Here is a 25,986-nt window from a genome sequence, read left to right as displayed (position 1 = left end):
ATAAATTTAATAACTAAAATCAACTCATTATGAAAAAAACATTTTTGTTTTTAAGTTTCCTAACAATTAGTTTAACAAGTTGTTCTAAGGATAACGAATCAACTATTTCAGTACCTACTACAACTCCTACTAGTGGAGCAAAATTAACTTATGAAGCAAACGCAAAAGCAATTTTCACTAATAATTGCATTGGTTGTCATCCTGGAAGAGGATTAACCGCTTTAGACACATATAATACTACAAAAATTAATATTAATGGTATTATAGATAGAATACAAAGAACAGGAGCTGGAGTAATGCCTCCTACAGGCAAAATGTCTCAAGCCAACATTGATATCCTAAAACAATGGCAAGCTGATGGCTTATTAGAAAAGTAATTTATAGCTAAAGCACACTTACCCCCTAGAGTGTGCTTAAAGCACAAAAACAATTAATAATTCAATACTATTTAAACTATACAATAATTATGAAAAGCCTATTTTATTCATTATTTTTATTTATAAATATACATTCTTGGACACAAGAAAAAAATATAGCAAAAAATGGAATAGTAACATTTGAAGCATCTGTTGCTACTTTCGAAGAAGTTAAAGCTACAACTTCTACTGCTGTATGTGTATTAAATTCAAAAACTGGAGATCTTGCTTCTGCAATAAGTATTAAAACTTTTAAATTTAAAAACAGTTTAATGCAAGAGCACTTCAATGAAAATTATATGGAAAGTGATAAATTTCCAAAGGCCATTTTTAAAGGGAAAATAGAAAACTATAACTCATATAATTTTGATAATCAAACTAAAATTCAAATAAATGGAACATTTGAAATTCATGGAAAATCAAAAAATATGACGGTTCCCGCAACACTAAAAAAGAAGGAAACAACTATATTCTTGTAGCTAACTTTGTTTTAAAACCAGAAGAATTTAATATTGAAATCCCTAGTATTGTTGGCTATAAAATTGCAAAATCAATAGAGGTATCTACGACATTTAAACTTCTAGCTCTATAAATAAATTCAACCAAAATTATATTAATTCTTTCCTTTAGTTATATCTCAACTTTTTCAAATTGATTTAACCGATCTATATGTAAAATAGTTGAGGTAAAACTATTATTGTGTTCATACATAGGCTTAAATTTAGCGCCGTAGATGATTTCATCAAATGTATAAGAAGTTCTTTTTACCACATTATTACTAAACATATCATCAAAAGCTTTTAAAAAAACTATTACTTCTCCTTTTCTAGTCTCAAAATCTTGTTTTGAGAAACCATAAAGAGGACTATTTTCATCAATCACATGTACTAGGGTCCAACTAAGCGTTAAAACATTTACGTGGTCATATTCTAACTCTAAGGGATAAAACTTATTAACCCATTTTCCTTTTTCTTGTACTTTTAACCCTAACGTTATTTTTGCAACAGCATCTGTTAAGGTCGTGTTTTTAAAAGGAGCAACTCTCATCATTAGTGCGCAACCATCTTGAAAAGGGGTAATTAAAGCATTGTGAGTAAACTTTAGATAAGCCCTAGGTTTACTAAATCTACCATATAATAAACCTGTTGCTAATGCAAAAGCTAATAACCCCATCAATGCTTCAATAGAAGCTATTGTACTAGTTAAAAAACCTTGAGGATTTATATGTCCATATCCTACTGTTGTAAAAGTCTGTGTACTAAAAAAATACGCTTGTGCAAATTTTTCTAACTCATTTGTAGCCGTAATTCCATTTAAATGCTCAATCCCTATTATATAATATACTGAAGCAAATAAAAAATTAACCATTACAAATACAGCTAATATTACAAAATGAAATTTCCAAATAGGCAATTGTAAAAGGGTATGAAACCAACTAATTTGATCAAATAATGGAATTCCTGATTTAATAACATTTGCGGAACCATCCTTACTAACAAAACGACCTCCATAATTTTCAGGATCTGAACCAAATCCAGTATGCTCATCTGTGGTTAGCTTCTTTGTTTTTCTTCCAAATACTGCCATCATTTTTTTTTTCGTAAATTTACCATATATTTTATTAAAAACATTGACTGTGAAATTGACTAAATTATTTCAATCATTTTTTGAGAGCGAAAAAGCCAGTGGTATCATCTTAATATTTTGTACTATATTTTCTATAACAATAACTAACTCTACATTTGGAGAAAGTTATTCACATTTATGGCATACTAAAATTGGAAATTTTTCAATAGAACATATTATTAATGATGGTTTAATGACTATTTTTTTTCTAATGATAGGTTTAGAATTAGAACGCGAAATTTATATAGGAGAATTATCTAGGATTAAAAATGCACTACTTCCTATATTAGGTGCTTTAGGAGGAATGCTTGTTCCTGCAGGAATTTACTATCTTATAAATCAGAACACACCTTATACTAATGGAATAGGAATTCCTATGGCTACAGATATAGCTTTTGCAATTGGAATTTTATCTTTATTAGGCAATCGAGTTCCTGTTTCTCTAAAAATTTTCTTGACAGCTCTAGCTGTTATTGATGATTTAGGTGCTATAATTGTTATAGCCTTATTTTATTCAACTGATATGAACTGGATGAATTTAGGGATAGCCATGACTATATTTGGAATACTTTTAATCATGAACAGAATGAAGTTTTACAAACTATGGCCTTACTTAATCCTAGGTATTGTAATGTGGTATTTTATGCTACATTCAGGTGTTCATGCAACAATTACAGGAGTGCTATTAGCTTTTGCAATTCCTTTTGAAGATGGAACAGAAAATACAATTTCTTACAAATTAGAACATCTATTACACAAACCTGTTGCCTTTTTAATTCTTCCTATTTTTGCTTTAGCAAATACCGCTATCATCCTCGCATTTAATAGTAATGAAGGGGTATTACCCAGTTATGGTTTAGGGATCATTTTAGGCTTAGCAATAGGTAAACCACTAGGTATTACCTTTCTTTCGTGGTTATCAGTAAAATTAAAATGGGCAAAACTACCAAAAGATTTAAACTGGTATACTATTTTTGGAGCTGGTATATTAGGTGGAATAGGATTTACCATGTCTATTTTTATAGATTTATTAGCTTTTACCGATCCTACCATAATAAATAATTCTAAATTATATATCATTATAGGTTCTTTATTAGCTGGAATGATTGGTTTATTTTATCTAAAAACTATTTTAAAAGAAAAACTTTTAGTTAAAAAACATTCAATGTAGTTTAGATGTAAAAAAATAAATATAGAACCTATAATTTCTTGATCTATTACTCTTCTTTTTTACTAAAATAGAAAAAAATTAAACTATCAACTCAAACAAACACCTCTACAAAAAATCCTTTTTAAAATTTAAGAATTCGAAAGCTTTAATATCCTTTTGTTATTGAATTAAAAAATATTTTGGAATGACCATTAAGAACAAATAAGCATTCAACAAAAATGAAATAAAAACAAAAGGTTCAAGTCTATTATGACTTGAACCTTTTTAATCAAAGTTAACTAATAAATAAAATTTTTCATTTAGAACGCAACATTATAAATTATATAAAATTGACACAATAAATAAAATGGAAGGTTTTCCAGATTAGTTACATCAATAACTAATAAAAATCAATAACAAGACAAAAATTGTGCATAACCCAAACTTACAACAATTACAGCTGGAAAACCTAACCATTTTAACATTCAAAAATTATAAAAACAGAAATAACAAAGCTCATTTTTAAGGGGTTAATTATCATGTAACATTCTCAAATCTTTTAGAATCGTTTCATAAGCTAAAATAGCATTAATAATATTATTTTTATCAGCAAAAGGAGTTATTGATTTTTGACAACTTTCGGTCTCTGATAGAAAATACTTAATTGCTTCATGTTGCTTATCTAAAAACTTATTATACCCTGAATTTTCAGGTATTCCTACATCTTGCATAGATATACCTGTCTTATTTGTTAAAGCTATAAAAGGAATTCTATGTACTAAAACACGGATACGCTCTAAATATAGCTCTACTAATCCTCCTTTTTGCATCCCATCTAATTCGCTTTTTTCATGAAATTTACTTACGTACGCCATCGGATTAATTATACTTTTTGAAACATTTTTATTTTGCGCACTTAGATTATTGAAAAATGTTAAAACAAAAAAAGCGAAAGTCAAAATCTTCTTCATTTTATTAATATTTTTACATTTCTCAAAGTTAGACAACCTTTATTTTAATAAAGTTGATCACCGTCAATATTTAAAAGAACTATTTTTCATGAGTTTTGATATAACTAGATATACCTTTAGAAGTCATGAACTTCTAAAAAATGTAAAACCAAAATTCTTACAAGAACTAGAATCCTGTAAATCAATTGAAAAGCATACTAAAGGAAATATTCTGTACGAAGAAGGAACAGATGCAAAGGCTGTTTATCGATTAATAAAAGGAAAAGTTAAAATTGAACAATTAAATCAAGATGGAAAAACAAGAATTGTATATATTTTTGTTGAAGGCGAATTTTTTGGTTTTAGACCTTTATTAAGTAATGAAAAACACCCAGTAACAGCAATCTTATTAGAAGATAGTGAAATAGAAGTTTACGAAGGGAATAGATTCATTGAAATAACCAAAAAATCACCGAATTTATCATTTAATTTAGTTCAAATTTTAAGCTTTGAATTTAATGTTTGGATCAATCTAATCACCTCTCTCTCTCATAAATCTGCAAAAGAAAAGATTGCCTTAATTTTACTTATCCTAAATGAAAAATACAAATCAGAAGAAGAAGAACTTGAAATATCTATGACAAAGTCAGACATAGCCAAATATTCTGAAACATCTGAAGAAACAGTAGTTAGAGTAATTAGCTTTTTTGAATCTGAAGGCATTTTAATTAATCATAGCAGAAGTATAAAGATTATCAACATGAAATTGCTTTCAATTATTTCTGAAGGTTTTTAGCAAAAAAGACTAATTAATTAGTAAATTTTTAAAAGTAAGTCTATAATCTTCTAAAATTTTAATTTTATCTAAGATCCCATAAAATTTATTATTTTTGAGAACAATAAGACTTTTAATTTCTGTCGTATCAAATTTATTCATTATATCATCAATGTCTTCACTAATATCTGCAACTAAAAAATTATTTGACATAACTTCATGAACTTTTGTAAACTTAACTTGAAAAGAATTAAATAAGAGTTTTTTAATTGTATCATAATAAATTACTCCTACAACTTCCTGTTGATTATTTAACACAGGAAAAATAGTTTGTTTACTCTCTAAAACGATATTTACAATTTTATCTAATAAGTCTTCTGGAAAGATTATTTTCACATTGGTATCTATTAATTTTACGACTTCTATACTTTGTAATATATTTTTATCTTTATTACTTGTAAAAACATCTCCAGAATCAGCTAACATCTTTACATCCATAGAATGTTCTTCAAAACGTTTAGAAACAGCAAAACTTACAGATGATACGATCATTAAAGGAATCATCAAATCATATCCTCCTGTTATTTCACCAATAAGAAAAATAGCGGTCAAAGGAGCATGAAACAATCCACTTAATATACCTGCCATCCCCACTATAGTAAAATTTGTTACGGGTAATTGTGAGATACCTAATATATTAATTATTTTGGCTACAACAAATCCTAAATAAGAACCTACAAATAATGAAGGTGCAAAATTCCCTCCATTTCCTCCACTACCTAATGTAATCCCAGTTGCTATAGATTTCACAAAAACAATAACTCCGACAAAAAAATCAGAATCCATTTTTCATTTTTAACACCTTCTAGTAAGGTGTTTTCTAAAAGGATTTCTGGATGTGAAGTAGACAAAATTTTTATACTTTCATAACCTTCCCCAAATAAGGTTGGAAAGAAAAAAATTAGAATAGCCAAAACTAAAGCACCAAAAATTGCTTTAGCATATACCCTTTCTGAAAAATGATTAAAAAAATGCTCTACTTTCCTAAATGTACGAGCATGATAAACTGATACCAAACCTGCTAATACCCCTAATAAAATATAGAATAAGGTATTTGAAAAATTAAACGCTTGTACTTTTTGAAAACTCAAAATAACCTCACCACTAATAACTATTTTACTTACTAAAGCGCCTGTAGCAGCAGAAATCATGATGGGGATAAATGCAGAAATAGATATATCAGCAAGTATAACTTCGATAGTAAAAAGCACTCCTGCTATAGGAGCATTAAATGCTGCTCCAATACCAGCTGCTACACCACAAGCCAAGAGTAATATTCTGTTTTTCTTAGAAAGGGAATAATTTTGCGCATAATTAGATCCAAATGCCGCTCCAGTAATTACGATGGGGCTTTCTAATCCTGCAGAACCTCCCATCCCAACAGTTAAAGAGCTTGTCATTATTTGAGCATACATTTGTTTTCTAGGCACTATCCCTCCTTTCTTTGCAATAGAGTGCAAAATTTTTGCGCTTCCTTTTTCTATACTTCCACCTAGAAATCGTTTAATTACAAATACAGTTAATATTAAACCTATAATTGGCAACATACTATTAGGATAGGGTAATTTTAAATACTTATTAAGCAAATTAGCCCAAATAAACACTTTATGTGCAAAGGTTTTAAGAAAAATTACTGCAAAGGAAACCGAAATAGCGATCGCTACACTAGATAGATATAAAAAATTTCGTTCAGAAAGTATAGCTTTCGCTTTAAAAAGAAATACTCTAAACGAGCAAAAATAGTTCTAAAAAAAAGTTGGATTTTAGCTGAAATTCTCCTTGGCATAATTTTAACGGATGTTATCGTGTTTGTATATTCCTGAAATAGCCCCTAACAATTGTCTGTATTTTAAGTTGTAAAAATAAATCAAAAAATATAGATTAGAATATAGAGATCTCTATTGATCTATATTTTTTGATTCTGGAATTGTTTTTGTGTTTGAATATAACCTGAGGATATTAAATAATTAAAAAAGTGTATATCCCAATATTAGTGAAAATTTACTATAATTCGAGCTCCAAAAAATATAGTTACTTATGATATTCTGATTAGTATAGTTTCTAAGTTCAAGAATAAATTTATTTCTAAAATTATAACCTATCCCTATTCCATAATTTGGTGTAGGTCTCACGTCTAGAGTGTTTGTTGTAGTGTCGTTCAATTTAGTAATATAAGAGGAATTTATGCTGAAACTAGTACCATATGTTCCATTAATAAAAAGTTTAGATTTTTTATTTAAAAACAAATAATGTCGAATTCCAAAAGGTAAATCTATAGTGCTATAATTGACAGAATTTGTAATTATGCCTTGGGTGTAATAACTTGAATCGGTTGGTTTACTTAGATCAGAAGAATATTTAGAGTAGTTGGGTTCAAATATTATACTCCATTTGTTTTTATTAAAGGGTAATATGAATTCCAACTCTAGCCCCAAACCTAAATTTAGATTATTTCCGTAATCTAAATTTGAATTGGTTAGTAAACTATTACTAGAAGATAGGGAAGTTTTATTACAATGTACTCTTAAATTTAAGTTGAAAACATCTCTTTTCTCCTTAGATAGATAATTTCTATTGTTAATTTCATTATTGCAGGAATTAAATTTCGCAAATATCTTCACTAAACTACTACTTTCATAAGATGTTTTTTCAATATCGCTATTTTTGATTGTTGAACATTTTAAACTGTTTAGTAATTTTTGTTTATATCCAAGATTTTCTAATATAGTGTAATCTTTGTCTACATACAATTTATAGATCAATGGTTCAATAGATTCATTTTCTAACTTTAGATAGTATTTCTGGCTTATATCGTCTTTATAAAAATATAAATTAGCTTTTCCTTCAGCTAAAATTTTCAAAAAGACTGTCTCTTCTTTGAATTCAGGGGTTCTTTGAGTGCTTAAGTGATTGATATCCGTACTTGATTTATCCACATTTACAGTAGCTCTAATGTATTTTGACCAATTATATATGCTAAACTCACTTACATAATTAATATTTTGAATTTGAACTGCAGAATTTTCATCTAATTTATATTCAAATTGTATTGGACTGTTTGCCCAATCTTCATTTTTAATTAAACATTCAATTTTTTGATTCAAATTATTTATAAAATACCCTTTTTCAAAGTTTATCTGTGAAAAAGTTTGGTTTAAGAAAAAAAGAAAAAATAAAATTTGGATTTTGGTTTTCATTGTTTGTTTTAAAATTAATTTTTGTAATAAAAAAACCATGAATTTACTTTAAAGTAAATTCATGGTTTAGCTTTTAAGTATTGATTTGTTATTTAGTCAAATACATTTTTCTTCTAGAATACAACTCGTAGAATTGATCGTCTTTCAAGTCATCAATAAACAAGATGCTTTCACCAGTTGATTTCATTTCAGGTCCTAGGGCTTTGTTTACACCTGGGAATTTATTGAATGAGAATACCGGTTGTTTGATAGCATATCCATTTAATTGTGGATTGAAATCAAAATCAGTTACTTTTTTCTCACCTAACATTACTTTAGTAGCAAAGTTTACATAAGGTTCGCCATATGCTTTTGCTATAAATGGTACCGTACGTGAAGCTCTTGGGTTCGCTTCAATAATGTAAACCGTATCATCTTTTATAGCAAACTGGATATTGATAAGACCAACAGTTTTCAATGCTTTAGCAATTTTTTCTGTGTGATCTTTAATTTGTTGCATTACAAACTCTCCTAAGTTGAATGGAGGTAAAGTAGCATTACTATCGCCCGAGTGTACTCCACAAGGCTCAATGTGTTCCATGATACCTATGATGTACACATTTCCATCAGCATCACAAATTGCATCCGCTTCTGCCTCTATAGCACCATCTAAATAATGGTCTAATAACAATTTATTATTAGGAATATGTTTTAAAATTTCAATTACATGCTCCTCTAGCTCTTGCTTATTTATAACAATTTTCATTCCTTGTCCTCCTAACACATAAGAAGGACGCACTAATAATGGAAAATCTAATTCGTCTGCTAATTTTACGGCTTGCTCTGCATTTTCAGCTACACCAAACTTAGGGAATGGAATGTTTAACTCGGTTAACAACTCAGAGAAACGACCTCTGTCTTCAGCTAGATCTAAAGCGTCAAAAGAAGTTCCAATGATTTTTATTCCGTATTTGCTTAATTTTTCAGCTAACTTCAACGCTGTTTGTCCACCTAATTGAACAATTACACCTTCAGGTTTTTCATGACGGATGATGTCATAAATATGCTCCCAGAAAACAGGTTCGAAGTATAATTTGTCGGCTGTATCAAAATCAGTCGAAACGGTTTCAGGGTTACAGTTAATCATTATGGTTTCATAACCACATTCTTTAGCTGCTAAAACTCCGTGAACACAAGAGTAGTCAAACTCAATTCCTTGACCAATTCGGTTAGGACCAGAACCAAGAACAACAATCTTCTTTTTATCAGTAACCACGCTTTCATTAGCTACATAACGTGTACCATCCGCTTTTTCAATTTCTGCTTCAAAAGTAGAATAATAATAAGGTGTTTGCGCTTTAAATTCAGCAGCGCATGTATCTACTAATTTATATACACGCTGAATATTCATTTCTTCTCTTAACGCATGCACCTGACTTTCTAAACAGCCTAGCATATGTGCAATTTGGCGGTCACCGTAACCTTTTTGTTTAGCTTCTAGTAATAAATCTTTAGGTAAGGTGTCTAATTTATATTTAGAGATTTCTTTTTCTAATAAATACAATGCTTCATATTCCTTTAAGAACCACATGTCAATTTTAGTAATTTCGTGAATTCTTGATAATGGAATACCCATCGCAATAGCGTCATAAATTACAAACACACGATCCCAACTTGCATGCGTTAGTTTTTCGATAATTTGCTCGTAATTTTTATATCCTTTACCATCGGCTCCTAAGCCATTACGCTTAATTTCTAAAGATTGGGTTGCTTTATGTAAGGCTTCTTGAAATGAACGACCAATACCCATTACTTCACCCACTGATTTCATTTGAAGTCCTAAAGTTCTATCTGACCCTTCAAATTTGTCAAAATTCCAACGTGGTATTTTTACAATTACATAATCTAATGTTGGCTCAAATAAAGCAGAAGTCGATTTTGTAATTTGGTTTTGTAATTCATCCAGGGTATAACCTAACGCTAATTTTGTTGCAATTTTAGCAATTGGATATCCTGTTGCTTTAGAGGCTAATGCAGAAGAACGCGATACACGTGGGTTGATTTCGATTGCTACGATATCTTCTTTATCATCTGGAGAAACTGCAAATTGAACATTACATCCCCCTGCAAAGTTTCCTATACTACGCATCATGTGCATCGCCATATCACGCATTTTTTGAAAAGTTGTATCAGACAAGGTCATGGCAGGAGCTACAGTGATACTATCTCCAGTGTGAATACCCATAGGGTCCATATTTTCAATGGTACAGATAATAACTACGTTATCGTTTTTATCACGTAATAACTCTAATTCATATTCTTTCCAGCCTAAAAGGGCTTTATCTATTAATACCTCATGTATGGGAGAAGCTTCTAAACCACGTGTTAATAAGGTATCAAAATCTTCTTTTTATGAACAAAAGCCGCTCCTGTTCCTCCTAATGTAAATGAAGGACGAATTACTAATGGAAAACCAAATTCTTGTGCAATCTCTTTTCCTTTTAGGAAAGAATTAGCTGTTTTAGCAGGAGCTTGAGGAATGCCTATTTTATTTAATAATTCTTTAAATTGATCACGATCCTCAGTGATATTAATAGCATTTACATCAACTCCTATTAATTTCACATTAAAATCTTTCCAAATTCCTTTATCTTCCGCTTCTAAACATAGATTTAATGCCGTTTGACCTCCCATAGTAGGTAAAACAGCATCAATTTGTGGATGTGCTTTAAGGATTTCAATAATTGATTTTGTAGTTAATGGCTTAAGATAAATATGATCTGCCATAGAAGGATCTGTCATAATAGTTGCAGGATTAGAATTGATTAAGATCACTTCAATTCCTTCTTCTCTTAATGAGCGAGCAGACTGAGAACCTGAATAATCAAATTCACAGGCTTGACCGATAATAATAGGTCCTGATCCAATAATTAAAACTGATTTAATAGAATTGTCTTTAGGCATTTGTGTGTGTTGTTTGCGCTGTTAACCAGCAATATTAGTTGTATAAAAATATTTATTCTTAATTAAAATTTAAAAAAGCACTTTCTGAATTTAAATTTTAAAAAAAGGCGTTACCAATAAAAGTAACGCCTTTGTATAGATTGTTAAACAATCATTATTTTTTGTGTCTTGGTTCAGAAGAAACGGTTAATTTATGTCTTCCTTTAGCACGACGACGAGCAAGAACTTTTCTTCCGTTTGCAGAAGCCATTCTTTCCATAAATCCGTGTTTATTTCTTCTTTTTCTTTTCGATGGTTGAAATGTTCTCTTACTCATAGCTTTTTATCTTTAAAATCCTGTATATTTATCTAGTTATTTGGTTTTCTCAAAACCGAGTGCAAATATACAATCATTTTTTATTTCTGCAAATCCTTTTTTAAAATAATATCAAAAAATACGTAACTTTTATCATACGACTTTAAAAGTTGACTTTATTTCTTGTATATCTTTTCTATATTTGCACCACATAAAAAAAGAAATTACTATGTTTCACAGAAATATTAAATTAGTATTAGCAGCTTTGCTACTTGTAACAGGAATTTGGCAATTTACAGAAAATAATATCGGTAATGGTATATTTTTATTTCTACTTACCATAATTCCTATCTTTTTATATTTTCGTAACGAATATATCCTGCTCGCCTTTTTAAAGTTAAGAAATCAAGATTTTACAGGAGCTAAGAACTGGCTAGATAAAATAAAAAACCCTGAAACAGCTTTAATACAAAAACAACAAGGCTATTACAATTACTTAAATGGTTTAATGGTTTCACAAACAAACCTAAATCAAGCAGAAAAATTTTTAAAAAAGCTATTGCATTAGGTTTATCTATGGATCAAGATTTAGCTTTGGCTAAATTAAATTTAGCAGGAATAGCATTATCTAAGAGAAGAAAAATAGAAGCTACTACACTCTTAAATGAAGCTAAAAAATTAGACAAGCATAATATGTTAAAAGATCAAATAGGAATGATGAAAGATCAATTAAAGAGAATTTAACTACAAAATATGTTAAAATTAAAAAACCGCACCTAACTAGTGCGGTTTTTTACTATATTTAGGGTAGATAATCGAAAAAAAATACTGTTAGTCGAATATTTTATTCCATTAAAAGTGAGCAGGTTATCTTCGCAGCAAATAATAAACATGAAAAAGTTATATTTCTTAGTAGTTGCGTTATATTCCCTTTTTAGTTTTTGCCAAGATCAGGTAATAACTACAAGTTTTCCTGACGCATTGAGAGCTCATTTAGCGAAGTATAATCAAAAAGTAAATTATGCTTATGAAAGAAATGATATTCAAACTTCTAAAATGTTATTTGATTCATTAGTTAACTTTCATCTTAAAGGAACTCGTTTTCAAGATTACACATTCAAAACATTTGAAAGGAGAAAAATTCAGTTAAGCAGTATCCAAAAACCTATTTTTATTTTAACTTATGCTTCTTGGTGCGTTCCTAGTAAAGGAGAGTTTCAAGCTCTAAATAAGTTAGCACAAAAACACGCCAAAGATGTTAAATTCATTTTATTGTTTTGGGATAAACGAAAAAACATAAAGGAAATAGCTCGAAAATTCAACAGTAACATAGAAGTGTGCTATGCTAATGAATCTTATGAAAATGATGCTCCTATAGTAGCTCATTTAAAACATACACTAGGCTTTCCAACTTCTTATTTTTTAGACGCAAAATTAAATGTTGTAGATATTAAAAGAGGTGGGGCTCACCCTAAACCTAATATCAGCTTTTCAAACGCATTAACCATGAATTATGACACATTTAATCTAGGCCTTAAATCTATTGTCGTCGAAAAAAAAATAAACGAAAGCCAAATTTCTGATTCTAACTAGGGTTTATTTTTCTAAAAACATCTTACTTCCTATAATTATCAATATAATGCTGAAAATTTTTTTCAGCATTTTTTGATCTAAGTTAACAGCTAACTTACTTCCTGCATAACTTCCTACAACAAAGAATAGAGCTATTACTGCGGCATACTTCCAATTTATATATCCTTCTTTATAATAATTAAATACAGCTAAAGCTGTAACAGGTACAACCAATACAGCCAAACTTGTTCCTTGCGCTTGATGCTGCGAAAAACCTAAAATAAAAACCATCATAGGAACCATTATAATTCCGCCTCCCACTCCTACTAACCCGCTTAACATTCCTGCTAACAATCCTGTTATAATCAAAACAATTATAGTTGCTGTATTCATATTCGAAACTTTATTTATTGTACATGAAATGTAACGTTATTTTATTTATTAATAAACATTAATCAAAAATAATTTTAATATCTATGCTTCCTTATTTAACTGGTAAATCTAAAATATATTTTTTCTTATTAGGATTATCAAGTTTTACATCACGTAACCACGGGTTCATCAACTTCAATTCTTTATAATTAACTCCTTGGTTTTTAGCAAATTTAGCTAAATCTGTAATACTACTATCTACCTCTATTTTTTTTACTTTTAGTGGCTTATACAACTCTGTTTCTTTCAATTCAAACCCATATTGTTTTGGATTTTTCATAATTTCTTTTAAAGCTAAAATTCTAAATACATATCTAAATGTTTCATCTGTAAGTAACAAATCATAATAATTAGAAACTAACTGTTGATTAATTGCTTTTTGCAATCCATTCATTCCTCCATTATAAGAAGCTGCTGCTAAAGTCCAAGAACCAAACTTTTCTTTTGCTTTTAATAAATATTCACAAGCAGCCTGTGTTGCTTTTTCCAAATGATAACGTTCATCTATTCCGTCTGTAATTTCCATTCCCTTTTCTTTAGCTGTTTGAGGCATAAATTGCCAAAAACCTTTTGCTCCAGAAGGAGATGTAGCATTTGTTAAAGAACTTTCTATTACAGCTAGATATTTAAAATCGTCTGGCACATTATTCTTTACCAAAATAGGTTCAATAATAGGAAAAAAACGATACGCTCTTTTAATGATCATAATAGTTGAACCATGCATATATTCATTAATAATTAACTCACGATCTAATCTTTCATGAACATCAGGAACATCTAGCGGCACTTCTTCTCCACAAAAATCAATCTTTACAGGAAAAAGAGGATTGCTTTTCCAACTTACTAAGATAAAACTAACACTCAAAAACAAAAAAACAATACTTCTAAACTTCATTCTATTCTAGTATTAATTTAGGTAAATTTTCATTTAACCATTTATATTTACTCAAAATCATAATATGAGTTCCTCCTTTAACATTTATATATTTTTCTATATTTTTCACAGGAAAAACCTCATCAGCATCTCCCTGAATATGGATTACTTTTAAATCTGGCTCATTCCTTTCCCAGCAAACTACTTGTTCAATAGCCCAATCTAGATACTCTTTTTCTGTATGGATCATAAATTTTTTATATAACTCTACTCTTTGCTTTACAATTCCCTTTCCAAAAACGTATTTTGCTAATGTTTCCAAATTTTTAGCTAAACCAGTAGGTAAAATCTTATATAATTTAGTAGTCTTTGCAATTTTCATTCGTTTAGGCAATTCTTGATTACTTTTGACACTTGAAATAATAATAACTTTTTTAGGATTCAAAAATTGCGCCATTTCCTGTACAAGAATTCCTCCAAACGATACACCTATCAGAATAATATTTTCTCCTAATACTTTTTTTGACATTCTTTGAGCATAATCTTTAAGAGTTTCATTAGACAGGGGCATTTCCCATTCTAAGAAATTCATATCAAAAAATTCTTCTGATAATTGAATTCGTTCAAATATTTTTGAACTTGCAGCCATTCCTGGCATAAAATATACTTGTAACTTAGACATTACTTTATTTTATTAAATTTTTACTAAATTAATTATTTATTCTAGCTATAAAATAATAGCATGAAAAAAAGTTTTTCTGTAAAATTGCACAAAAAAATAATATGAAAAATTTAGCTCTTAAGTGGAAAATAGCTTTTAAAATTTTCCCTATCATTTTTATTGTTGGAATTTTTAAATTATTAAGTCATAATTATTATTTCGAACTAATGGAACTAAATGCTCTTTTTACTAGTTTAGTAGCTGGAACTATTTTTTTAATTGGTTTTTTAATTAGTGGTGTATTATCAGATTATAAGGAAAGTGAAAAACTACCTACAGAACTGGTTGTTTCTATGCGTACTCTACAAGATGACACCTTTACAATAATTAAATCTAAAAACTCAGAAGCAGCTAAAAATTTCTTAGAATACCAAAAAGAACTTCCTTGGTTTATAAAAAAATGGCTTTACAAAACCGAAAGCACTTCTGGTCTTTTAGCATACATTAGCAATATTAATGATCACTTGATTAATCTTGAGAAAGAAGATATTCAAGCAAATTACATTATTAAAATGAAGAATGAGCAAAATCAATTACGTAAAACGATCATGAGAATGGACACTATTCGAGAGACTGATTTTGCAGTTTCTGCTTATGCTATCGTTGAAGCTATGGCATTTTTAACATCAATTGGACTAATCATAATTAAAATAGAACCTTTTTTAGCTGCCATGTTTCTAACTGTATTAATTACTTTTTTAATTTGGTATATGCTATTTTTAATTAAAGACTTAGACAATCCATTTGATTATACAGAAAATGGAGAAACAGGAACTGAAATTTCTCTTAAACCTTTACATGATTTTATTTCTGAAATTTAACTTTTTACAAAAGCCTTCATTAATTATTTAAAATGAAGGCTTTTGCAGATTATACTTTTTTTTTAAAAAAACTATTCCTTACAAAATTCTACTCTTACGCTTCCGTCTTCGTCTATTTTTGATAATTTTACTTGATGCAAAGTGTTAACTAATTCTGGATTCCAAGGAGTTTTAACTTTTACATAATTTTCTGTAAAACCATGAATATATCCTTCTTTATTTTCTCCTTCAAACAATACGGTTCTTAAACTTCCTATCTGACTTTCATAAAATGCACGACGTTTTTTAACAGATAACCCTCTTAACATTTTACTACGTTTTGCTCGTACATTATTGGGAACTACTCCTTCCATAGAAGTAGCTTCTGTATTATCACGTTCAGAATAAGTAAAAACATGCAAATAGGATATATCTAAACTATGTAAAAAATTATATGTTTCTAAAAACAATTCATCTGTTTCTCCTGGAAAACCTACAATAACATCTACACCAATACAAGCATGAGACATTACTTCTCGTATTTTATTCACTCTATCTGAATATAATTCACGCAAGTAACGACGCTTCATTTTTTTTAAAATAGCATTAGATCCTGATTGTAATGGTATATGGAAATGAGGAACAAAAGTTCTGCTTTTTGAAACAAAATCAATAGTTTCATTTTTCAATAAATTAGGTTCTATTGATGATATACGTAATCTTTCAATTCCATTTATTTTATCTAAAGCTTGAACTAATTCTAAAAAGGTGTGTTCGTGTTTTTTATTACCAAACTCTCCTTTCCCATAATCTCCAATATTAACACCGGTTAAAACGATTTCTTTAATTCCTCTTTCTGAGATTTCTTTAGCATTTTTCAATACATTTTCCATTGTATCACTACGAGAAATACCACGAGCTAATGGAATGGTACAATAGGTACATTTATAATCACACCCATCCTGTACTTTTAAAAAAGCACGGGTTCTATCTCCTATAGAATAACTACCTACATAAAAATCTGCTTCTTCAATTTCACATGAGTGAACTTCTCCTAAATCATTTTTGGAAAGATCATTTAAGTAATCTGTTATTTTAAATTTTTCAGTAGCACCTAAAACTAAATCAACTCCATCAACTGAAGCTAATTCTTCTGGTTTCAATTGTGCATAACATCCCACGGCAGCAACAAAAGCTTTCTCATTAAGCTTTATGGCTTTTTTTACAATTTGTTTAAATTGTTTATCCGCATTATCTGTTACAGAACAAGTGTTAATAACATATATATCTGCTACTTCCTCAAAATCAACACGATCAAAACCTTCATTTTGAAAATTTCGTGCAATGGTAGATGTTTCAGAAAAGTTTAATTTACATCCAAGCGTATAAAACGCTACTTTTTTTTTATTTTCCATAATTAACTCTCAATCAATGAAATCGTTGTCAAAAATTGAGAATGCAAATTTAACTAGTTATTTCGGTTTAAAAAAACAGAAGTTGATACTGTTCTAATAAAATTTTAAGAAGATTTTTTTAGAAAATAATACCGATTTTAGATTCTAAAAATTAACACTACATCAAAAGGGAGAGAAAGTGATTAAATTATTTTTATCTAAAATCGGTATATTTTTTATTTATGAAAAGCCTTAGGAGCTAACATATTTTCTGGATTTAAAATATCGTCTAATTGTTCTTTAGAAAGAATATTGTGTTCTAAGACTAAATTATAAACACTTTTTCCTGTTTCTAATGCTTCTTTAGCTATTTTAGTACTATTCTTATACCCTATATACGGGTTTAAAGCCGTTACAATACCTATGCTATGTAATACCATTTCGCGGCAATGTTCTTCATTAGCGGTAATACCATCAATACATTTCTCTCTTAATGTATCCATGGCTTGACTCATTAATTGCATTGATTCAAGAATCGCATAGATTAAAACTGGCTCCATTACATTCAACTGCAATTGACCTGCTTCTGCTGCCATTGTAACTGTTAAATCATTACCTATTACACGAAAACAAACCTGATTCATAACCTCAGGAATAACGGGATTTACTTTTCCTGGCATAATAGAAGAACCCGGTTGCATAGGAGGCAGATTAATTTCATTTAATCCACAACGAGGCCCTGATGATAACAAGCGTAAATCATTACATATTTTTGACATTTTAATTGCCATTCGCTTTAAAGCGGATGAATAAATAACATAAGAACCTGTATCTGGTGTTGCTTCAATTAGATTTGGAGCTGAAACTATAGCTAAACCTGTAATGTTTGCTAATTTTTCAGCACATAACTGTGCATAACCTATTGGTGCATTTAATCCTGTACCAATAGCAGTTGCTCCCATATTAATCTCTAGAAATAAGTTTGAATTTTGTGTTAAACGATCTATTTCTTCTTCTAAAGTAGCAGCAAAGGCTTCAAATTCTTGTCCTAATGTCATAGGAACGGCATCTTGCAACTGAGTACGTCCCATTTTTAAAACGTGTTTAAACTCTTCTCCTTTTTTTCTAAAAGAAGCTATTAATTGTTTAAGATGTAATATTAAATTCATATTAGAGCGTATTGCTCCAATTTTTATAGCAGTTGGATAAGCATCATTCGTAGATTGAGATAAATTTACATGATCATTGGGTGAACAAAATTGATATTGTCCTTTTTCATATCCCATTATTTCGAGTGCTCGATTCGCCAGCACTTCATTAATATTCATATTAGTTGAAGTCCCTGCCCCTCCTTGAATCATATCAACAGGAAATTCACGATCAAATTTACCTTCTATAACTTCTTTAGAAGCTTCTACAATTGCATTTTTTATAGGTTCTTCAAGTAAGCCTAACTGAAAATTTGTTTCTGCTGCTGCCCACTTCACATAAGCTAATCCTTTTATAAATTCAGGAAATTGATACAATCGAACTCCTGAAATATTAAAATTTTCAATAGCGCGTTGTGTTTGCACTCCATAATAAGCATCTACAGGCACTTGCAAATCACCTAATAAATCGTTTTCTATTCTATACATTTTTTTAAAGCTAAAAAAACCACGAATTATACTCGCGGTTTCTTATTTCAATTTATATTAATTATTCTTTTCTATATTTTTTTGTTTCTTCAAAAACGTGTTCTAAAATTCTAATCTCTTGTTCTGAAAACTCTAAATTACGTCTTGACATTACGATCTTAGCTGTTTGAAAAGCTTTATTCGTAAGATAAGTTGTAAAACCTGAGGCTCCTCCCCAAGAAAAACTAGGCACGAAGTTACGAGGAAATCCTGAACCAAAAATATTAGCAGAAACACCTACTACAGTTCCTGTATTAAACATCGTATTAATTCCACATTTACTATGATCACCCATCATTAAACCACAGAATTGAAGTCCTGTACGAGCAAAATTTTCTGTTTCATAACTCCAAAGTTTTACTTCTTCGTAATTATTTTTCAAATTTGAATTATTACTATCTGCTCCTATATTACACCATTCTCCTAAGACGGAATTACCTAAAAACCCATCATGTCCTTTATTGGAATAAGCAAATAAAACAGAATTATTTATTTCTCCTCCCACTCTACTATGTGGTCCAACTGTTGTTGCTCCATAAATTTTAGTAGCTAATTTCACTTGTGCCTCTTCGCATAATGCAAAAGGTCCACGAATAACAGACCCTTCCATTATTTCAGAATTTTTACCTATATAGATTGGTCCTGTAGAGGCGTTTAAGGTTACAAATTCTAACTTAGCTCCTTCTTCTATAAAGATATTTTCAGGAGCAATAACATTAACTGATTTAGGAATAGGCTGCGAAGTTCTACCTTCTGTAATCAATTCAAAGTCTTCACGAAGTGCTATATCATTCTTAGCAAAAATATCCCATGTATGCTCGATTGTAATACAATCAACTGTACACTCTATTATTTCAAAAGCATCAAAATCAACTTCCTGATTTTCTTTACTATAGAAAGCAACTACTTCATCTTTATAAAAAACTGCTTGATTTTCTTCTAAAGATTTAATCATTTCTACTAATACATCATTAGGCAAGAAAGAAGCGTTAATCATAATATTTTCTTCCATTTCTACCATCGGGTATTTTTCTGATAAATACTCCTCTGTAATAGTTGTGGTTGTATATCCTAAAAACTTCTCCCATTTTTCACGAATAGTTAAAATTCCTACACGAATATCAGCAACGGGACGTGTAAAAGTGAATGGCAATAAGGCATTACGCACATTTCCATCAAAAAGTATGTAGTTCATATCTATTTAAAATTTTGCAGGTTTAAAAGTCTTCTTTCAAACTATTTTAACATTTCAAAAATAAGCAAATTCCATTTTTAATTTTGAAATTTCTGATAAATTTCTAAAAAATAGTAAAAGAAAAAGCACCATTTTCATGGTGCTTTTATTAATTACATTAAATTCAATATTATTTGTTGAATTTAGCATATTTAGTTTTGAACTTGTCAATACGTCCAGCTGTATCAACCAATTTAGATTTACCTGTGTAAAAAGGGTGAGAAGAACGAGAGATTTCCATTTTGAACACTGGATACTCTACACCTTCGTGCATGATTGTTTCTTTTGTTTCAACTGTAGATTTAGTAATAAATACATCATCATTTGACATATCTTTGAAAGCTACTAATCTGTAATTTTCTGGGTGAATTCCTTTTTTCATAATAAATCTGTTTATGTTTTGCTGTTTTCTTTCTTGATGCTTTTATCTCTAAAAGGTATTGACTTACAACAGCTTTTATTGTATAATATTTTTATTCAGGCTGCAAATTTAATACATTTTTTTAATATACAAATTATTCTGTAACATTTTTAGTTTTAAAACTACTTACTATCAAAATACCTATATTTGTTAAACTAAAACCAGAACATTAAGATATGAATGAAATTATTAAAAAAAATGGGGTTCAATACGGAGTAGTAATAGGACTTATTTCAATATTGACTACGCTTTTTATCTACTTAGTAAATATTAATTTATTTACTTCTGGATGGGTTACTTTTATTAAGTATGGACTTTACTTAATTGTAATCATACTACTACTAAGGAAAAGTCAAAAAGATTTTCAGACAGGTATAACATTTAAAGAAACATTTACTACATACTTTATTGCTATTACGGTTGGAATACTTATGGGTACTTTTTTCGAAATCATTTTATTTAACATTATAGATCCCTCTTTAAAGGAAAGTGTAAAGGAAATTCTGATCAAAGAAACAGGCACAATGCTTCAAAAATTTGGCACTCCAAGATCTGTTATTAAAGAATCTATTAAACAACTTGAAAATCAAGACCAGTTTTCTGTAGGCAACTTTTTTAAAGGAACTATTTTTACAATTTTAATAAGTGCAATTTTTGGCTTAATTTTGTCTGCATTTTTTAAAACAAAATCGTCAAATCAACTATAGAGTGGATATATCAATTATAATACCCTTATTAAACGAACAAGAATCATTACCAGAGTTAACTTCATGGATTGAACGTGTAATGATCCAGAATAATTATTCATACGAAGTCCTATTTATAGATGACGGAAGTACAGATAATTCTTGGCTAGTTATAGAGCAATTAGCTTCAAAGAACAAAAGCTTAAAAGGAATCCGTTTTTTACGTAACTATGGCAAAAGTCAGGCTTTACATGCTGGTTTTGCGAAAGCAGAAGGCAATGTAGTAATTACTATGGATGCAGATTTACAAGATAGTCCTGATGAAATACCTGGACTATATGAAATGATTATGAAGGAGAATTTTGATCTAGTTTCTGGTTGGAAAAAGAAGCGATATGATAATACTCTAACAAAAAATTTACCTTCTAAACTCTTTAACGCAGCTGCTAGAAAAACTTCGGGTGTCCAGCTTAATGATTTTAATTGCGGTTTAAAGGCTTATAAAAACACAGTCATTAAAAACATAGAGGTTTTTGGTGAAATGCACCGTTATATTCCTGTATTAGCAAAAAATGCAGGTTTTAGAAAGATTGGTGAAAAAATAGTTCAACATCAAGCCCGTAAATATGGTGAATCAAAATTTGGGATCGATCGTTTTGTTAATGGCTTTTTAGACTTAATTACTATTTGGTTTTTAGGTAAATTTGGTAAAAGACCAATGCACTTATTTGGATTATTAGGCACTCTAATGTTTATGATTGGTTTTTTCTCAGCAGGTTATATAGGTGCTATTAAACTCTGGAAACTTTACACTCACCAAGAAACTATTTTAATCACTAATAATCCTTGGTTTTACATAGCTTTAACCACAATGATTATTGGAACTCAGTTATTTCTAGCTGGATTTTTAGGCGAAATCATTCTTCGCACAAAGAATAATGAAGAACGATATAAAATTCAAGAAACAATATAATTCAAAGATTTATATTTTTACTGTTTATATTGATTTTTTATAAATAGTTTTAATATTTTCAAAAAAAGAGAATAGCTAATTTAATTTCAAAAATCATTATTCTCATTACAATATTTTTTGATCTATCTAAGAAACAAAAATTATTTCTTCTGTTATTATGATTCTCTATTTTTGAATAATAGAGATAAAATTAGAAACTTAACAAAAAAATTGACTATAAAAACAAAAGAATTATGCACATTGAACAGGCAATTTTAGAAAAAGTAAACATTTGGTTAACACCTACTTTTGATAATGAAACTCAAGAAGCTATTAAAGAAATGATGACTTCATCTCCTAAAGAATTAGAAGAAAGTTTTTACAAAAACTTAGAATTCGGAACAGGAGGTATGCGAGGAATCATGGGAGTAGGCACCAATAGAATTAATAAATACACTCTAGGCAAAAACACTCAAGGTTTATCTAATTATTTGAAAAAATGTTTTCCTAATGAGGAAATAAAGGTAGCTATTGCTTATGATTGCCGCACCAACAGCGACACATTAGCCAAAGTCGTTGCAGATGTATTTTCAGCTAATGGAATTAAAGTCTTTTTATTTTCTGAATTAAGACCTACTCCTGAACTGTCTTTTACTGTAAGACATTTAGCATGTCACGTGGGGATTGTTTTAACAGCATCACATAATCCACCAGAATATAATGGATATAAAGTTTATTGGCAGGATGGCGGGCAAATTGTACCTCCACAAGACAAAGAAATCATCCAATCTATTGAGGCTCTGGAATACGCTGATATTAATTTTAGCTCTAATCCTAACCTTATAGAATATATAGACAAAAAAATAGATGAAGCTTTCTTAAAAAGTACTCTTGAGAACGCAAGTTTTAACACTAGCTCTCAAGCTAAAGAAAATTTAAAAATTGTTTATACTTCACTACATGGTACTTCCATAAAAGCAATACCAAATGTTTTAAGTACAGCTGGATATACAGATGTAAATATAGTAGAGGAACAAGCTGTACCCAATGGCAACTTTCCTACCGTAAAATCTCCTAATCCAGAAGAGCCAGAAGCACTCACTCTAGCTCTTGAATTAGCAAACAAAATAAATGCTGACATTGTTATTGGAACAGATCCTGACTCAGATCGTCTAGGAGTAGCAGTACGCGACAATCAAAATAGTATGATTCTTTTAAATGGAAATCAGACTATGGTGATTATGACCGCATTCTTACTAGAACAATGGAAAAAATCAAATAAATTAACAGGTACTGAATTTATTGGATCTACTATTGTTTCTACTCCTATGATGCTTGATTTAGCAGAGGCTTATGGTGTAGAATGTAAAGTAGGTCTAACAGGTTTTAAATGGATTGCTAAATTTATAAAAGATTTCCCTAATCAAAAATTCATTGGTGGCGGAGAGGAAAGTTTCGGCTTTATGGTTGGTGATGCGGTTCGTGATAAGGATGCAGTAGGGGCTATTTTATTAGTTTGTGAAATTGCAGCACAAGCTAAAGAAGCAGGCAAAACATTATATCAAAGATTAGAAGAACTTTATGTTGATTTTGGTTTTTACAAAGAATATCTTATTTCTATTACAAAGAAAGGAATGGATGGTGCTACCGAAATTGAGGCAATGATGAAAAATCTTAGAGAAAATCCAATGACTGAAATTAATGGTGAGCGCGTGGTTTGTGTAGAGGACTACCTAACCTCTAAAGGAAAGGATTTTATGAATGGTGAAGAATTTGAAATTTATGTACCTAAATCAAATGTGTTAATTTATTACTTAGAAGACGGAAGTAAGATCTGTGCCCGTCCAAGTGGAACAGAGCCTAAAATTAAATTTTATTTTAGTGTAAATTGTACTATAGACTCAAGAGCTGACATACCTGAAGCAGAAAAACAGCTAAACACTAAAATAAAAAATATCATTAACGATATGCAATTGAACTAATGGATAGTAATTTAAAGAAAATAATTCCATACGCATTAAGATATAAGACAAACATTATTTGGAATATCTTATTTAATATTCTTTACGCTTTGTTCAGTACTCTTTTAATGGTATCTATTATGCCTACCCTTGAAGTGCTTTTTAAACAAAATGCAAGAGTTAATAAAAAACCTATTTACACAGGTATATCTAATATAAAAGATTTCTTAACTGATTCTTTTAACTACAAACTAACCGAAATTTCAGATGAATACGGCAAACAAGATGCTTTATTAGTTGTTATAAGCATCGTAATTATTACTGCTTTATTAAAAAATCTTTTTAATTACCTAGGCTCAAGACAAGTTACAGTGTTAAGAAACGGTGTATTAAGAGATCTACGAATTAAACTCTATAATAAAATTATTAATTTACCTGTTTCTTATTATTCAGATACTCGAAAAGGAGATGTAATGGCTCGTATGTTAGGCGATGTAGGTGAAGTTCAAAATTCGTTCTTTCAAATTTTAGAACTTATAGTTCGAGAGCCAATGACAATTGTATTTTCAATTATTGCTATGTTATTTATAAGTATAAAGTTAACTTTATTTGTCTTTATATTCATACCTATTTCAGGTTTTATTATTTCTAGAATTGGCAAAACATTAAAATCTAAATCACAAAAAGCACAGCAAGAACAAGGTATATTTATTTCCATATTAGATGAAACATTATCAGGACTTAAAGTTGTAAAAGGATTTAATGCTGAAACTCTTTTCATCCAAAAATTTAATGATTCTGTTAATCGCGTATTAAAATTATCTAATAGCATTGCTAATAAAAATAATTTATCCTCTCCTATGAGTGAGTTTTTTGGTATCGTAACAATAGCTACTCTGCTATGGTATGGAGGGCATTTAGTTTTAATTGAGAAAAGTCTTGCTGGAACTGCTTTTATTGGTTACATCGCCTTAGCTTACACAATTCTTCAACCTGCTAAATCTATTTCAAAAGCTTCTTATCAAGTAAAAAGCGGTTTGGCTGCTGCAGAACGTGTTTTCTCCTTATTAGAACAAGAAAGCAGTATAGTAGATCAACCTAATGCTTTAGACAAAAAGGATTTCAATAACTCTATAAAAATTGAAAATATAAATTTTGCTTATGCTGATGATACAGTTTTAAAAAATTTCACGATTGAAGTTCCAAAAGGCAAAACAATTGCATTAGTAGGTCAATCTGGATCAGGAAAGAGTACCATTGCAAACTTACTTACTCGTTTTTATGACGTAAATGATGGAAAAATAAGTATAGATGGAACAGATATAAAGGATATATCTATGCATTCCTTAAGATCTTTAATGGGAATTGTAACCCAAGATTCTATTTTATTTCATGACTCAATAAGAAACAATTTATTAATAGGGAAACCTAATGCTACTGACGAAGAAATCATTGAAGCTCTTAAAATTGCCAATGCTTATGAGTTTGTAAAAGAGTTACCTGAAGGCATTAACACAAGTATTGGTGATGCAGGAGGCAAATTATCTGGTGGGCAAAAACAACGTTTGTCTATTGCTAGAGCGGTTTTAAAAAATCCTCCAATCATGATCCTTGATGAAGCTACTTCTGCTCTTGATACTGAAAGTGAAAAACTGGTACAAATTGCGCTTGAAAACATGATGCAAAATAGAACTTCTATCGTAATTGCGCATAGACTTTCTACAATTCAAAAGGCAGACAATATTATTGTGATGCAAAAAGGTGAAATTGTAGAGCAAGGTACCCACAATGAATTACTTTCCAAAGATGGTACATATGCTAAACTTGTTATGATGCAGAGTTTAGAATAAT

Annotated in this window: 23 protein-coding genes and 2 pseudogenes; 11 read left to right on the top strand and 14 right to left on the bottom strand. The window is 29.6% G+C overall.

All coding sequences use genetic code 11. The features are described from left to right. Positions 1–29 precede the first annotated feature (29 nt). Positions 30–377: a c-type cytochrome gene (locus tag JJC03_RS09570; RefSeq protein WP_088398483.1), complete on the top strand. Its 348-nt coding sequence runs from the start codon at positions 30–32 to the stop codon at positions 375–377. An 89-nt stretch (positions 378–466) separates the two neighbouring features. After that, positions 467–895, top strand: a complete 429-nt coding sequence (locus tag JJC03_RS09565) for a YceI family protein (protein ID WP_258930587.1) — start codon at positions 467–469, stop codon at positions 893–895. Between the two features lie 151 nt (positions 896–1,046). Here the strand turns inward: JJC03_RS09565 and JJC03_RS09560 are convergent, their stop codons facing one another. Then, complete coding sequence (locus tag JJC03_RS09560) at positions 1,047–2,006, bottom strand: ion channel (protein ID WP_309597635.1); 960 nt, start codon at positions 2,004–2,006, stop codon at positions 1,047–1,049. Between the two features lie 46 nt (positions 2,007–2,052). Between JJC03_RS09560 and nhaA the strand changes: the two genes are divergently transcribed. Continuing rightward, positions 2,053–3,213 (top strand): Na+/H+ antiporter NhaA, encoded by a 1,161-nt coding sequence (gene nhaA, locus JJC03_RS09555; RefSeq protein WP_088445214.1) that lies wholly within the window; start codon positions 2,053–2,055, stop codon positions 3,211–3,213. A gap of 509 nt (positions 3,214–3,722) precedes the next feature. Here the strand turns inward: nhaA and JJC03_RS09550 are convergent. Next, a complete protein-coding gene (locus tag JJC03_RS09550; RefSeq protein WP_088398487.1) occupies positions 3,723–4,163 on the bottom strand; it encodes a hypothetical protein in 441 nt (146 codons plus the stop codon). Between the two features lie 88 nt (positions 4,164–4,251). On the opposite strand from JJC03_RS09550, the gene JJC03_RS09545 reads away from it, so the two are divergent. Further along, positions 4,252–4,938 carry a Crp/Fnr family transcriptional regulator gene (locus JJC03_RS09545; RefSeq protein WP_123867179.1) on the top strand — a complete coding sequence of 229 codons (687 nt, stop codon included), beginning with the start codon at positions 4,252–4,254 and terminating at the stop codon, positions 4,936–4,938. 9 nt (positions 4,939–4,947) lie between these two features. On the opposite strand, the gene JJC03_RS19180 is transcribed toward JJC03_RS09545, so the two are convergent. The 5 genes and pseudogenes from JJC03_RS19180 to rpmH all read right to left on the bottom strand — a co-directional run bounded on the left by JJC03_RS19180 (position 4,948) and on the right by rpmH (position 11,433). Then, positions 4,948–5,763, bottom strand: coding sequence for a chloride channel protein (locus JJC03_RS19180; RefSeq protein WP_374226220.1), 816 nt, complete (start codon positions 5,761–5,763; stop codon positions 4,948–4,950). After that, positions 5,724–6,581, bottom strand: a complete 858-nt coding sequence (locus JJC03_RS19175) for a chloride channel protein (RefSeq protein ID WP_374226219.1) — start codon at positions 6,579–6,581, stop codon at positions 5,724–5,726. The genes JJC03_RS19180 and JJC03_RS19175 overlap by 40 nt, the downstream gene beginning before the upstream one ends. A 363-nt stretch (positions 6,582–6,944) precedes the next feature. Further along, positions 6,945–8,174: a porin family protein gene (locus JJC03_RS09535; RefSeq protein WP_235873167.1), complete on the bottom strand. Its 1,230-nt coding sequence runs from the start codon at positions 8,172–8,174 to the stop codon at positions 6,945–6,947. 88 nt (positions 8,175–8,262) lie between these two features. Continuing rightward, positions 8,263–11,117: pseudogene (carB, locus tag JJC03_RS09530) on the bottom strand (carbamoyl-phosphate synthase large subunit). Positions 11,118–11,271: 154 nt separating this feature from the next. Continuing rightward, positions 11,272–11,433 (bottom strand): 50S ribosomal protein L34, encoded by a 162-nt coding sequence (gene rpmH, locus JJC03_RS09525; protein ID WP_026979292.1) that lies wholly within the window; start codon positions 11,431–11,433, stop codon positions 11,272–11,274. Between the two features lie 208 nt (positions 11,434–11,641). Here rpmH and JJC03_RS09520 point away from each other — a divergent pair. Then, positions 11,642–12,156, top strand: a pseudogene (locus tag JJC03_RS09520) (DUF2892 domain-containing protein). A gap of 147 nt (positions 12,157–12,303) precedes the next feature. Then, a complete protein-coding gene (locus JJC03_RS09515) occupies positions 12,304–13,005 on the top strand; it encodes a TlpA family protein disulfide reductase (protein WP_088398492.1) in 702 nt (233 codons plus the stop codon). Positions 13,006–13,008: 3 nt separating this feature from the next. Here the strand turns inward: JJC03_RS09515 and JJC03_RS09510 are convergent, their stop codons facing one another. The 3 genes from JJC03_RS09510 to JJC03_RS09500 all read right to left on the bottom strand — a co-directional run bounded on the left by JJC03_RS09510 (position 13,009) and on the right by JJC03_RS09500 (position 14,972). Beyond that, positions 13,009–13,377, bottom strand: coding sequence for a sulfite exporter TauE/SafE family protein (locus JJC03_RS09510; protein WP_088398493.1), 369 nt, complete (start codon positions 13,375–13,377; stop codon positions 13,009–13,011). A gap of 91 nt (positions 13,378–13,468) precedes the next feature. Further along, positions 13,469–14,311: a lytic transglycosylase domain-containing protein gene (locus JJC03_RS09505; protein WP_088398494.1), complete on the bottom strand. Its 843-nt coding sequence runs from the start codon at positions 14,309–14,311 to the stop codon at positions 13,469–13,471. A 1-nt stretch (position 14,312) separates the two neighbouring features. Next, the gene (locus JJC03_RS09500; protein ID WP_165624206.1) at positions 14,313–14,972 is read right to left on the bottom strand and encodes an alpha/beta hydrolase; all 660 of its coding nucleotides are present in this window, start codon (positions 14,970–14,972) and stop codon (positions 14,313–14,315) included. A gap of 101 nt (positions 14,973–15,073) precedes the next feature. Between JJC03_RS09500 and JJC03_RS09495 the strand changes: the two genes are divergently transcribed. Then, positions 15,074–15,832, top strand: a complete 759-nt coding sequence (locus tag JJC03_RS09495) for a bestrophin-like domain (protein WP_088398495.1) — start codon at positions 15,074–15,076, stop codon at positions 15,830–15,832. 71 nt (positions 15,833–15,903) lie between these two features. Here JJC03_RS09495 and mtaB read toward each other — a convergent pair whose 3' ends face one another. The 4 genes from mtaB to JJC03_RS09475 all read right to left on the bottom strand — a co-directional run bounded on the left by mtaB (position 15,904) and on the right by JJC03_RS09475 (position 20,497). Then, positions 15,904–17,226 carry a tRNA (N(6)-L-threonylcarbamoyladenosine(37)-C(2))-methylthiotransferase MtaB gene (gene mtaB / locus JJC03_RS09490; RefSeq protein WP_088398496.1) on the bottom strand — a complete coding sequence of 441 codons (1,323 nt, stop codon included), beginning with the start codon at positions 17,224–17,226 and terminating at the stop codon, positions 15,904–15,906. A gap of 215 nt (positions 17,227–17,441) precedes the next feature. Then, entirely contained in the window at positions 17,442–18,842 is a 1,401-nt protein-coding gene (gene aspA / locus JJC03_RS09485) for an aspartate ammonia-lyase (RefSeq protein ID WP_088398497.1), read from the bottom strand. A 61-nt stretch (positions 18,843–18,903) separates the two neighbouring features. Further along, positions 18,904–20,076 (bottom strand): GlmU family protein, encoded by a 1,173-nt coding sequence (locus tag JJC03_RS09480; RefSeq protein ID WP_088444721.1) that lies wholly within the window; start codon positions 20,074–20,076, stop codon positions 18,904–18,906. 169 nt (positions 20,077–20,245) lie between these two features. After that, positions 20,246–20,497, bottom strand: a complete 252-nt coding sequence (locus JJC03_RS09475; protein ID WP_088398499.1) for a type B 50S ribosomal protein L31 — start codon at positions 20,495–20,497, stop codon at positions 20,246–20,248. A 215-nt stretch (positions 20,498–20,712) separates the two neighbouring features. Between JJC03_RS09475 and JJC03_RS09470 the strand changes: the two genes are divergently transcribed. The 4 genes from JJC03_RS09470 to JJC03_RS09455 all read left to right on the top strand — a co-directional run bounded on the left by JJC03_RS09470 (position 20,713) and on the right by JJC03_RS09455 (position 25,985). Next, complete coding sequence (locus JJC03_RS09470) at positions 20,713–21,243, top strand: DUF4199 domain-containing protein (RefSeq protein ID WP_088444720.1); 531 nt, start codon at positions 20,713–20,715, stop codon at positions 21,241–21,243. A 1-nt stretch (position 21,244) separates the two neighbouring features. Continuing rightward, complete coding sequence (locus tag JJC03_RS09465) at positions 21,245–22,195, top strand: glycosyltransferase family 2 protein (RefSeq protein WP_088398501.1); 951 nt, start codon at positions 21,245–21,247, stop codon at positions 22,193–22,195. A 233-nt stretch (positions 22,196–22,428) separates the two neighbouring features. Next, the gene (locus JJC03_RS09460) at positions 22,429–24,156 is read left to right on the top strand and encodes a phospho-sugar mutase (protein WP_235873165.1); all 1,728 of its coding nucleotides are present in this window, start codon (positions 22,429–22,431) and stop codon (positions 24,154–24,156) included. After that, positions 24,156–25,985 carry an ABC transporter ATP-binding protein gene (locus JJC03_RS09455; RefSeq protein WP_088398503.1) on the top strand — a complete coding sequence of 610 codons (1,830 nt, stop codon included), beginning with the start codon at positions 24,156–24,158 and terminating at the stop codon, positions 25,983–25,985. The genes JJC03_RS09460 and JJC03_RS09455 overlap by 1 nt, the downstream gene beginning before the upstream one ends. Position 25,986 lies beyond the last annotated feature (1 nt).

It is taken from the genome of Flavobacterium oreochromis (assembly GCF_019565455.1).
Lineage (GTDB): Bacteria > Bacteroidota > Bacteroidia > Flavobacteriales > Flavobacteriaceae > Flavobacterium > Flavobacterium oreochromis.
The sequence above is the reverse complement of the archived record's forward strand: the minus strand, read 5'-3'. Positions and strand labels throughout refer to the sequence as shown.

What these genes read in the sequence shown, in the direction of transcription:
- JJC03_RS09570 (WP_088398483.1), top strand. Translation starts at nt 30, where the DNA reads ATGAAAAAAACATTTTTGTTTTTAAGTTTCCTAACAATTAGTTTAACA.
- JJC03_RS09565 (WP_258930587.1), top strand. Translation starts at nt 467, where the DNA reads ATGAAAAGCCTATTTTATTCATTATTTTTATTTATAAATATACATTCT.
- JJC03_RS09560 (WP_309597635.1), bottom strand. Translation starts at nt 2,006, where the DNA reads ATGATGGCAGTATTTGGAAGAAAAACAAAGAAGCTAACCACAGATGAG.
- JJC03_RS09550 (WP_088398487.1), bottom strand. Translation starts at nt 4,163, where the DNA reads ATGAAGAAGATTTTGACTTTCGCTTTTTTTGTTTTAACATTTTTCAAT.
- JJC03_RS09545 (WP_123867179.1), top strand. Translation starts at nt 4,252, where the DNA reads ATGAGTTTTGATATAACTAGATATACCTTTAGAAGTCATGAACTTCTA.
- JJC03_RS19180 (WP_374226220.1), bottom strand. Translation starts at nt 5,763, where the DNA reads ATGGATTCTGATTTTTTTGTCGGAGTTATTGTTTTTGTGAAATCTATA.
- JJC03_RS09535 (WP_235873167.1), bottom strand. Translation starts at nt 8,174, where the DNA reads ATGAAAACCAAAATCCAAATTTTATTTTTTCTTTTTTTCTTAAACCAA.
- rpmH (WP_026979292.1), bottom strand. Translation starts at nt 11,433, where the DNA reads ATGAGTAAGAGAACATTTCAACCATCGAAAAGAAAAAGAAGAAATAAA.
- JJC03_RS09515 (WP_088398492.1), top strand. Translation starts at nt 12,304, where the DNA reads ATGAAAAAGTTATATTTCTTAGTAGTTGCGTTATATTCCCTTTTTAGT.
- JJC03_RS09510 (WP_088398493.1), bottom strand. Translation starts at nt 13,377, where the DNA reads ATGAATACAGCAACTATAATTGTTTTGATTATAACAGGATTGTTAGCA.
- JJC03_RS09505 (WP_088398494.1), bottom strand. Translation starts at nt 14,311, where the DNA reads ATGAAGTTTAGAAGTATTGTTTTTTTGTTTTTGAGTGTTAGTTTTATC.
- JJC03_RS09500 (WP_165624206.1), bottom strand. Translation starts at nt 14,972, where the DNA reads ATGTCTAAGTTACAAGTATATTTTATGCCAGGAATGGCTGCAAGTTCA.
- JJC03_RS09495 (WP_088398495.1), top strand. Translation starts at nt 15,074, where the DNA reads ATGAAAAATTTAGCTCTTAAGTGGAAAATAGCTTTTAAAATTTTCCCT.
- mtaB (WP_088398496.1), bottom strand. Translation starts at nt 17,226, where the DNA reads ATGGAAAATAAAAAAAAAGTAGCGTTTTATACGCTTGGATGTAAATTA.
- aspA (WP_088398497.1), bottom strand. Translation starts at nt 18,842, where the DNA reads ATGTATAGAATAGAAAACGATTTATTAGGTGATTTGCAAGTGCCTGTA.
- JJC03_RS09480 (WP_088444721.1), bottom strand. Translation starts at nt 20,076, where the DNA reads ATGAACTACATACTTTTTGATGGAAATGTGCGTAATGCCTTATTGCCA.
- JJC03_RS09475 (WP_088398499.1), bottom strand. Translation starts at nt 20,497, where the DNA reads ATGAAAAAAGGAATTCACCCAGAAAATTACAGATTAGTAGCTTTCAAA.
- JJC03_RS09470 (WP_088444720.1), top strand. Translation starts at nt 20,713, where the DNA reads ATGAATGAAATTATTAAAAAAAATGGGGTTCAATACGGAGTAGTAATA.
- JJC03_RS09460 (WP_235873165.1), top strand. Translation starts at nt 22,429, where the DNA reads ATGCACATTGAACAGGCAATTTTAGAAAAAGTAAACATTTGGTTAACA.
- JJC03_RS09455 (WP_088398503.1), top strand. Translation starts at nt 24,156, where the DNA reads ATGGATAGTAATTTAAAGAAAATAATTCCATACGCATTAAGATATAAG.